This is a genomic window from Streptococcus sp. 4155, from assembly GCF_013276695.1.
In the GTDB taxonomy this organism is placed as follows: Bacteria; Bacillota; Bacilli; order Lactobacillales; family Streptococcaceae; genus Streptococcus; species Streptococcus pseudopneumoniae.
This window is the reverse complement of sequence record NZ_VMLM01000049.1, coordinates 1-7252: the sequence shown is the minus strand read 5'-3', so window position 1 is coordinate 7252 and position 7252 is coordinate 1. Positions and strand designations below refer to the sequence as shown.

At 41.4% G+C, this 7252-nt stretch carries 5 protein-coding genes; 1 reads left to right on the top strand and 4 read right to left on the bottom strand.

From position 1 onward, the window contains the following. The 4 genes from HT715_RS06405 to HT715_RS06390 all read right to left on the bottom strand — a co-directional run. A partial coding sequence (locus HT715_RS06405; protein ID WP_172922870.1) for a YPDG domain-containing protein occupies positions 1–3949 on the bottom strand: 3949 nt, incomplete at its 3' end. 654 nt (positions 3950–4603) lie between these two features. Then, positions 4604–4738 (bottom strand): 50S ribosomal protein L34, encoded by a 135-nt coding sequence (gene rpmH / locus HT715_RS06400; protein ID WP_000831907.1) that lies wholly within the window; start codon positions 4736–4738, stop codon positions 4604–4606. A gap of 144 nt (positions 4739–4882) precedes the next feature. Beyond that, entirely contained in the window at positions 4883–6097 is a 1215-nt protein-coding gene (locus HT715_RS06395; protein WP_054388433.1) for a pyridoxal phosphate-dependent aminotransferase, read from the bottom strand. Between the two features lie 156 nt (positions 6098–6253). Then, a complete protein-coding gene (locus tag HT715_RS06390; protein WP_050228963.1) occupies positions 6254–6553 on the bottom strand; it encodes a hypothetical protein in 300 nt (99 codons plus the stop codon). 171 nt (positions 6554–6724) lie between these two features. Here HT715_RS06390 and HT715_RS06385 point away from each other — a divergent pair, with 171 nt between their 5' ends. Next, on the top strand, positions 6725–7177 hold the full coding sequence (locus tag HT715_RS06385) for a universal stress protein (protein WP_000194272.1): 453 nt from the start codon (positions 6725–6727) through the stop codon (positions 7175–7177). Positions 7178–7252: the final 75 nt, after the last annotated feature.

Here is a 7252-nt window from a genome sequence, read left to right as displayed (position 1 = left end):
TACGAGCTGGTGTTGTTACATCCACTGGTTGTGATGGTTTCTTGTTCGGTTCAGTGACTCTTCCTTTTCCTGGCACAGCACCTTTCGGAAGCTTGTCATTTGGCACTTCACCTGAACCATTGTCGCCAATTGTGACTGTGATTGTTGTTCCATTTTCACCTGGGATTTCTACCTTAGTTCCTCGTGGGTATGTTGAGCCATCTGGTTTCTTAGGTGTTACAATCGCATTTCCATTTGGTTGTTGAGTAATTTCAATCTTACCTGGTTTTTCAGTTTCTGGTGTTGCTGGTGTTACCTTAGCTGGTGTTGTTACATTAGGAACTTCCACAGCTGCTTTACCTGGTTCTGTAATCTTAGCATTACCTACAACCGTAGTATCTGGTAATTGATCATTTGGAACCTTAGCTGAACCATCTGCTCCAATCGTCACTTTAATTGGACGACCATCCTTACCTGGAAGTTCTACGATTGTTCCTTCTGGATAAGTTGAGCCATCTGGTTTCTTAGGTGTTACTGTAACGTCACCTGTAGTAGGATCTTGTGACAACTCTACTGTTGGTGTCTTACGAGCTGGTGTTGTTACCGTTACTTTGACTGGAACTTCTTCTTTCGATCCATCTGGATAGGTTACCGTTACTTTACCGGTAATCTTGTCTCCTGGTTTAGCTTCTTTTGGAATTGTGACAGTAACTTTTCCATCTTTATCTACTGTGATTCCTGGTGTTCCACTTTCGAAGGTTGTTCCATCTGGAATTTTCTTACCGTTCTCTTCTGTTAATGGAATTTCTACCTTAGTTCCTGGTTTGCCATTTCCATCTTCGTATTTCGGTGTGTAGATATCTTTATCTTGTTCACCTACTGTAACCGTTACTGGAACTTCTTCTTTCGAGCCATCTGGATAGGTTACCGTTACTTTGCCGGTAATCTTGTCTCCTGGTTTAGCTTCTTTTGGAATTGTGACAGTAACTTTTCCATCTTTATCTACTGTGATAACTCCTGGTTGGTCACTTTCGAAGGTTGTTCCTGTTGGAATTTTCTTACCGTTCTCTTCTGTTAATGGAATTTCTACCTTAGTTCCTGGTTTGCCATTTCCATCATTGTATTTCGGTGTGTAATCATCTTTATTTGGACGTCCTACAACTACTGGAATATTTACTGTATCATGTGAACCATCTGGGTATGTTACTTTCACTACCGCATTTCCTACATTACCTGATGTATTTGTTGACGGTTTACTTTGTACCGTTAAAGTTCCTGGAGCAAAGTTTTGTACTTTTGCCTTCACTTCATCATCCGTAATGTTATGGTTATACGGAACTGTTAATGTTTCTCCTGTCGGATTATATTTGCTAGCTTGCTCTTCAACAGTGATTTTTATTGTTTTTTCTGAAGAATTATTATTTTTATCATATGCTTTAATTTTTACAGTATAGAATCCTGTCGCAGCATTCGTAGTCCCTGTAATCTTGCCATTTTCATATTTTAATCCTTGTGGTAAATTGCTTACCTCTATTGGATTATTATCACGCAAGCCAACACCACCTGTATTATCTACAGCTGTTACAGGGATTGGAGTAATTGGTTCGTTTTTAGTTACTGTAGCATCTGCTGCTGTAATGGTTGGCCCCGTCTTATCCCCAGCTGTGACAGTGAAAGTAAAGGTCACAGGTTCTGCTGAGTGCCCTGCTTCATCAGTAGCCTTGAAGGTAATTGTATGTGTACCAACATCTTCTGGTAGGGCTTTAAGGGTGATTTTTCTGATTTGATTAGTATCTGTAGTTCCTGATGCGTCTACAAATGCTTTCCCCGTGTTAAATCTATCACCATATTTTGTTAGTATATCACTAACATCCAGCTTAGCCTTCTTATCATCTGTTGCTGTAACTGTAAATGTTACCCATTCACCTTCTGTTACCGTTTGGCTTGCTGGTGTGATGGTCAAGGTTGGGGCTTGTTTGTCTGGTGCTTCTGTTGGTGTTACAGCGTCACTTCGTTCTGATTTCACCTCTCCACCATTGTTAACAATGGTTTCAGCAGTAATAGGAGAACCTGGTAAAGCTCCTTCAACTGTAACGGTTGCAGTCTCTCCATCAGTTGTTCCAGTTCCGATCAGCTTAGTTCCATCGTAAATATTAACTTTAGAACCTTTTGGCACTCCACTTCCTACATTCACTGTAAGTTGTTGTCCAGTGAGACCTTTCTTATTCTCAAAGCCTGTAATAGTCGGTTTTTTAGGTTTAACTGTAAGCTTAACAGTTCCGTCTGAACCAGAGTTGGCATTTTCTGATGATGACTGATCACTGTAGGTAGCAATTACTTTATAAGTAAAGACTCCAGCTTGATCTGTACTTGGTTTACGACCACCTTCCCAGTTCCAATTCATTCCTGACGGGAAGTCTTTACCACTTTTTGAAGTGATATAGCCATCACCTACAGGGTTATCTGTATTTGGAAGACTATCTCCCACCGTTTTGGTGTGTGAACTACCTTTGATAGGGTAGGTTTCTGCCTCTGTGGTCGTTTCTAATCTGGCACCCAATGCTCCCACAATATATGACTGATTAGTCGTTTTTCCGTATGTTGTCGTGGCAGCGTAGACATGACCGTATCTAGCTGCTTCATCAGCAGTCACATCGTCTTTAAGTCTAATCTTCGCATGCATATGAACAGCATAATCTATACTTTGTTCTCCAACCTTAATCCCCAAATAATATGATAAGTCTGGATACTTACCGTCTGGTTTTTTGGTAAGAGTATTCAGAACAGAATTTTCTTGGTTATTTTTGAATACATCCCAACGCTGGTTATCTCTAGTTACTCCTGAACGTGGATCATACAAACTGATATAATCATTGTTAAAGATATATGGCTTCTGTTCCCACTGTTTATCGATGAAGGCTGTCTCTCCATATTTTTGGAATCCGATATTCCCATCAGAAAGCCTTCTTCCATCAAATTTCTTGTATCGTGTGAAACTCAAGTCTTTTACCGTGTTAGAGGAGTGCATGATATTAAACGGAGCTTGGAAATAATACTGTTGCTGGTATGAGCGACTCACCATTCTTTTTCCATCGTTATTAAAGAAGACATCGTAGACCATCCATTTTTGTCCATTTTCTTCCTTAAAATTTGCTCTGATTACTGTCTTATCACTAGTAAAATCTGGATCATCATTCCTTGTATTTTGACCTTTGTTAGTAGATGGATCAACAGAAGCAAAGTATCTGACATCAGACAAAGCACCTTCGTTAACAGTATTCGGGATAGGTTCCAAAGCCCTCTTAGATCTTCTAGATTTCTTAGGTTTATCTTCTGGCACAGATGCAGAAGCAGCCCTGTCTGAACCCTCCTCCTTATGGTCGCTCCTTTCAGAAGAGGCATTTTTATCCGCTGATTCACTTGCCTGCGGCTGACTTTCTTCTTTAGAAGAACTTGATAAGACTGCCAAGTCTTTTTCCAACTTCTCAGCAAGACTGTCAAGATCCCCTTGACCTGCATCAGCACGGGCTAATAATTCTTTCCCTTTTTGAAGTCGCTCCTTAATAGGACTTACAACTGAAGGATCGTGCTTCGAGTCGGTAGAAAGAAGAGCACTTACCTCTTCCATTAGCTTGCTCAAGCGGCTGCTATCAACTGTAGCAGCTTTTTCTTCAGCAGGTTGAGCTTCCTTATTTGCTGAAGGCTCACTGGCTACTTCGGCTTGATTTTCATCCCTTGCCTGCCCTGCTTCAGACGACTGCTCCCCATCTTTCGGGCTAGCTAGACCAGTAGTCGATGACGACGTGTTTTGGCTTGGGCTATCTGCACTCACGACGTTGGCCCCCATAAACATAAGAGCCGCAACCGCAACAGAAGCTGCACCAAAGCTATATTTACGAATAGAGAAGCGCAAGACTTTTTCGCGTTGATGGCGCTTTACCCTACTGAGTGAATTCGATTTATCTTCCATGTTACCTCCTTAGAAGACTAATGATATAATAAAAAATAAGTTTCCCAACTCCCACTCCTTCAGAGAGTGAAGCTAGAAACAGCACCGTGATTCTTACTAGTGAGTAAATGATAGGAGATGAGACTAGGTCACCCTTAAGCCTCAAGCAACTATAATATCACAGCTATCACAGCTACATTATACCACTTTGATAAAATTAGTCAACACTTACCCTGACACTTTTATCATTTTTTTCATCGCTGAATCTCACTGAAAGTTCTATAAGGAAGTTAGCCATCCAGCCCTCCTAAAAATGAGATGGTTCAACTATAGTGAAATGAAATAAGAACAGGACAAATCGATCAGGACAGTCAAATCGATTTCTAACAATGTTTTAGAAGTAGAGGTGTCCTATTCTCGTTTCAATCTACTATAGCTTATGACGAGCCCTTCCTTTACCAGACAGATCTATAGCGAAAGGAAATAAAAACGCAACAGATTGATTAGGAAATGCAAAGCAATTTCTAAAACTGTTTTAGCAGTCGCTATCTACTTTCCTAGCTTCCAGCTACTCTATCTTTGACACCGGACTCATCTACTCTTGCCCCTATTTTTAAGCACAATAAAAGCCAGTAGACTCGAGTTCCTACTGACTTTCCTTCTCCGTGGTTTGGACTAGGCAGCCAAAACGTTGCGTCCTTTACGACGACGAGCTGCCAATACGCGACGACCATTTTTAGTTGACATACGGTTACGGAATCCGTGTTTGCGCGCACGACGAAGTTTACTTGGTTGATAAGTACGTTTCACGATGAATACCTCCTCATAGATTTTGTATTCGTTTAGCCGGCTATAAAGTGATCAGTTACTAAACATACTTTACCATTCTATCTGATTCTGTCACTTTTGTCAATAGCTCTAGGCAAATGTTTCCAGCTTTTTCTCATGTAAGCCCTATCTGCGATACTGTTTTAAGAAACGAGTCATCTTTTCTTGGATTTGGGCTAGTTCCTCGACACGAGGAAGGTAAACGATACGGAAGTGGTCTGGTTCCTGCCAGTTAAAACCGCGACCATGAACCAAGAGCACCTTTTCCTGCTTCAAGAAATCAAGGACAAACTGCTCATCATCATCGATACGGTACATATTGCGGTCGATTTTGGGGAAGATATAGAGACCCGCCTTGGGTTTAACGGCAGACAAACCTGGAATCTCTTGAATGGCATGGTAGATGAAGTTTCTTTGTTCATAAATCCGTCCACCAGGAAGGAGCAATTCATCGACTGATTGGTGACCACCTAAGGAGGTTTGGACGACTTGTTGGGCCAAAACGTTAGAGCAAAGGCGCATATTGGACAGCATATTGAGCCCTTCGATATAGCCCTTAACATGAGTCTTAGGGCCAGACAGGACCATCCAACCCACACGGAAACCAGCGATACGATGCGATTTTGACAGACCATTCATGCTGACACAGAAGAGATCCGGTGCCAGACTCGCCACAGGCGTATGCACATGCCCATCCATGACCATGCGATCATAGATCTCATCCGCAAAGATGATCAAGTCGTTTTGACGGGCAATCTCAATAATCTCCAGCAAGAGTTCCTTCGGATAAAGGGCTCCAGTTGGGTTGTTTGGATTGATAAGGACGATTGCCTTGGTATTGGAAGTGATTTTTGACTTGATATCCGCAATATCAGGGTACCATTCTGCAGCTTCATCACAGATATAGTGAACGGCATTTCCCCCAGCTAGGCTGACAGCCGCTGTCCAGAGAGGATAGTCGGGCATAGGCACCAAGACCTCATCTCCATTGTCCAAAAGCCCCTGCATGGACATGACAATCAGCTCACTGACACCATTTCCAAGGTAAATATCATCAATATCTACGTTTGGGAATTTCTTCAGTTGGCAGTACTGCATGATGGCCTTACGGGCTGAAAAAATCCCTTTGGAGTCAGAATATCCTTCACTATCACGCGCATTCATAATCAAGTCATGAATGACCTCATCTGGCGCTGTAAAACCAAATTCTGCTGGATTTCCTGTATTCAGACGTAAAATCTTTTCTCCATTTGCTCGCATCCGCATGGCTTCTTCCAAAACCGGACCACGGATATCATAAGCAACATGCTCTAACTTACTAGACTTGTTATATTCTTTCATCTTGTTTCCTCCATTCATCAGACTAGTAACATTATACCACTAGAAAAAGAATGCGACAAGTTTGCTGGAAGCTGTTACTAGATTTATATAGAAGAAAACCCTCGCTAAAAGCGAGGTCAAGACAAGTGAAATAGCAGATGTTTTGCCAAAGAAAGATCACATACCAAAAGATAAACCTAGAAAAAGCAAGCCTAAAAAGGAGTCATAAAGAAGATTAAACATGAGGAAGAGCCCCCATATCATCAAGTGATCCCAGCGACCACTTCTTTTAGCGACTAGGAATAATACCAGATGGTAGAATACATGAAAGACTAAAAAGCCAACAAAACCTGGATAAAGAAGCGGTACCAGACTCTCTAATTGCCAGATCATAATCACTTCTACCAAGACCGAAGCTAAGATGATTCCATAATAAAGGAAATTTATTTTTTTTGATTCTTGAAAAGAGTTTTTCATAACCACTCCTCTCCAATATATTCTATCTTTACTCTCACTCTTTTTTATATATTTTAACATATATACATACATATGTCAAGCGCTAACATTTTTTGAAAAATACTTTTTTTGCTTTACTTCTATAGTGAAAAGGTTTACAATTGTAGTAAGAAAATTTCAGGAGGTTTCATTATGACACAACGTTACCAAAATATCATGGTCGCAATCGATGGTTCTAAGGAAGCAGACTTGGCTTTTGTCAAGGGAGTTCATTCTGCTCTACGAAACGACGCTAAACTCACCATCGCCCATGTCATTGACACACGCGCTCTCCAAAGCGTATCCACCTTTGATGCTGAAGTTTACGAACAACTCCAAGTCGACGCTGAAAGTCTGATGAAAGAGTACGAAAAACGTGCTAAAGATGCTGGTGTGGCCGATGTTCATATCGTCATTGAAATGGGAAATCCAAAGACCCTACTGGCACGTACTATTCCCGATGCTGAGGAAGTGGACCTCATCCTCCTTGGCGCAACCGGTCTCAACGCCTTTGAACGCCTCTTAGTCGGCTCTTCATCTGAATACATCCTCCGCCATGCTAAGGTCGATTTGCTGGTTGTGAGAGAACAAGAAAAAACCTTATAATCACAAAGAAAAGGAGCTCAGCGCTCCTTTTTGTTTACTATTTATACTCTTCGAAAATCTCTTCAAACCACGTCA